The sequence below is a fragment of the uncultured Limnohabitans sp. genome (assembly GCF_937889215.1).
In the GTDB taxonomy this organism is placed as follows: domain Bacteria; phylum Pseudomonadota; class Gammaproteobacteria; order Burkholderiales; family Burkholderiaceae_C; genus Limnohabitans_A.
Window position 1 is genome coordinate 1 of the sequence record NZ_CALBEX010000262.1, and the last position, 2,557, is coordinate 2,557.

At 56.5% G+C, this 2,557-nt stretch carries 4 protein-coding genes and 1 pseudogene; all 5 read right to left on the reverse strand.

The window, feature by feature from the left end:
• Nucleotides 1-249: pseudogene (locus Q0341_RS06660) on the reverse strand (phenylalanine--tRNA ligase subunit beta); the annotation flags it as partial.
• Between the two features lie 34 nt (nucleotides 250-283).
• Nucleotides 284-1,321 carry a phenylalanine--tRNA ligase subunit alpha gene (gene pheS, locus Q0341_RS06665; protein WP_299511369.1) on the reverse strand — a complete coding sequence of 346 codons (1,038 nt, stop codon included), beginning with the start codon at nucleotides 1,319-1,321 and terminating at the stop codon, nucleotides 284-286.
• Nucleotides 1,322-1,432: 111 nt separating this feature from the next.
• Nucleotides 1,433-1,795 carry a 50S ribosomal protein L20 gene (gene rplT / locus Q0341_RS06670; RefSeq protein WP_026036460.1) on the reverse strand — a complete coding sequence of 121 codons (363 nt, stop codon included), beginning with the start codon at nucleotides 1,793-1,795 and terminating at the stop codon, nucleotides 1,433-1,435.
• Nucleotides 1,796-1,820: 25 nt separating this feature from the next.
• Complete coding sequence (rpmI, locus tag Q0341_RS06675) at nucleotides 1,821-2,024, reverse strand: 50S ribosomal protein L35 (protein WP_108322580.1); 204 nt, start codon at nucleotides 2,022-2,024, stop codon at nucleotides 1,821-1,823.
• Between the two features lie 136 nt (nucleotides 2,025-2,160).
• Nucleotides 2,161-2,557: translation initiation factor IF-3 (gene infC / locus Q0341_RS06680; RefSeq protein ID WP_299511387.1), on the reverse strand; the 397-nt coding region annotated here is incomplete at its 5' end.

Below are 2,557 nucleotides of genomic sequence, written 5' to 3' on the forward strand. Positions count from 1 at the left end.
ATTGGGTGCACCGCAAACGATGTTCAGCAAGCTGCCCTGCCCCACATCCACCTGGCACACGCGCAGGCGATCGGCATTGGGGTGCTGCACGGCTTCTGTGATTTCGCCGACCACGATCTTTGTGAAGGGTGGGGCCACGGGCTCGAGCTCTTCCACTTCGAGACCGGCCATGGTCAAAGTGTCGGCCAGTTGCTGGGTCGTCAGGGACGGGTTGCAAAACTCGCGCAACCAGGATTCAGGAAATTGCATGACTCGTGTCTCGTGTATCGGACTTGGGAGGGAATTACTGGAACTGGCTCAGGAAGCGCACATCGCCGTCAAAGAACAGCCGCAAGTCGTTCACGCCATAGCGCAGCATGGTGAAACGGTCCATGCCCATGCCAAAGGCAAAACCAATGAACTGCTCGGGGTCCAGGCCCATGTTGCGCACCACGTTCGGGTGCACTTGTCCGGAGCCGCCCACTTCAAGCCAGCGACCGGCCAATGGACCGCTTTGAAACTGGATGTCAATTTCGGCGCTGGGTTCGGTGAAGGGAAAAAAGCTGGGACGAAAGCGCAGCACCAGGTCATCGCTTTCAAAGAAGGTGCGGCAAAAATCGGTGACCACGACCTTCAGGTCTTTGAAGCTCACGTTCTCGCCAATCCACAGACCTTCGCACTGGTGGAACATGGGTGAATGGGTGGCATCGGAGTCGACGCGGTACGTACGGCCCGGCGCGATGACACGGATTTCGGGCATGCCCTGGCCAGCATCGAGCTGGTTGCGGTATCGCTTGACGTGCTGCACCGCATGCCGGATTTGCATGGGGCTGGTGTGCGTGCGCAACAAATGACCGCCTTCGACGTAGAAGGTGTCGTGCATGGAGCGGGCTGGGTGGTCTTCGGGCGTGTTGAGCGCGGTGAAGTTGAACCAATCGGTCTCGATCTCGGGGCCCTGGGCCACTTCAAAGCCCATGGAGCCAAAAATACTCTCAACCCGCTCCAACGTGAGCGAGACGGGGTGCAAACCACCGACATTGGCGCTGCGGCCAGGCAGCGACACATCCAGCGCCTCGGCCTTGAGTTGCACTTGCAACTCGGCGTCGGCTAAAGCCTGGCGGCGGTCATCCAAGGCCGCCTCGATCGCCTGCTTGGCGATGTTGATGGCGGCGCCTCGGGTTTTTTTGTCTTCCACGCTCAGAGCAGCCATGCCTTTCATCAACTCGGTGATGCGACCGGCTTTGCCCAAAAATTGGGCCTTGGCGTTCTCAAGGTCAGCAGGTGTCAGTGCCTGCGTAAAACTCTGGTGGGCAGATTCAACCAGGGTGTCCAGCTCGTTCATGTTGGATTTTCAGTAGGTGGCCAAATAAAAAAGGGATTGAAGCTTTTGTGAGCCTCAATCCCTTTGATCGAGTGCGTGGCACAGGCCCGAGGGCTCGTGTCACTCATGGACTCAAGCTGCAGCCAGTTTGGCTTTGACTTGGTTCACGATGCCAGCAAAAGCGGCCTTGTCATGCACGGCGATGTCCGCCAGCATCTTGCGGTCGATTTCGATGGCAGCCTTCTTCAGGCCGTTGGCGAATTGGCTGTAGGTCAGACCGCATTCACGCGCAGCGGCGTTGATACGGGCAATCCACAACTGACGGAACACACGCTTTTTGGTGCGGCGGTCACGGTAGGCGTATTGGCCAGCCTTCATCACCGCCTGTTTGGCGATGCGGAAGACATTGCCGCGGCGACCGCGGAAACCTTTTGCAAGGGCCAAAACTTTCTTGTGACGGGCGCGTGCCGTTACACCACGTTTAACGCGAGGCATATTTATTCTCCTTGTTCGTCAGTAATTACAGGCCAGCCATCGGCAGCATCTGTGCCATGTGACCCATATTGGTCTCATGAACAGCCACTGCACCGCGAAGGTGGCGCTTGTTTTTGGTGGTCTTCTTGGTCAGGATGTGACGTTTGAAGGCTTGACCGCGTTTAACGGTTCCACCGGGACGAACACGGAAGCGCTTTTTAGCGCTGCTTTTGGTCTTCATCTTGGGCATGTCAATGCTCCTTTAATTGTGCTCGTGAGGCGTCTGCAAAAAATTGGCAGCCTTGTTGGCCCCGAGCCACTTTTAACAAAAGCTGCCCAAAGGCAGCTTTTGACTTAACCCGCCCGAAAGCCGGTCAAATTCTTTTTCAAGCCGATTCGGCCGGTGCAGACGCGTCTGCAGCCTTGCCACCTGCAGCAGGCTTTTTACGTCCTGGCGCGATCATCATGATCATCTGGCGGCCTTCCAACTTGGGAAATTGCTCCACGATGATCGAGTCGGCCAACTCATCGCGAATGCGGTTAAGCAAAGCCAAACCAAGTTCTTGGTGCGTGATTTCACGGCCGCGGAAACGCAAGGTGATCTTGCACTTGTCGCCATCGGCCAAGAAACGGCGAATGTTGCGCATTTTGATGTTGTAGTCACCGTCGTCAGTGCCCGGACGGAACTTGACTTCCTTGATGTCAATGACCGTTTGCTTGGCTTTGGCTTCTGCCGCACGCTTTTGCTCTTGGTATTTGAACTTGCCGTAATCCATGAGTCGG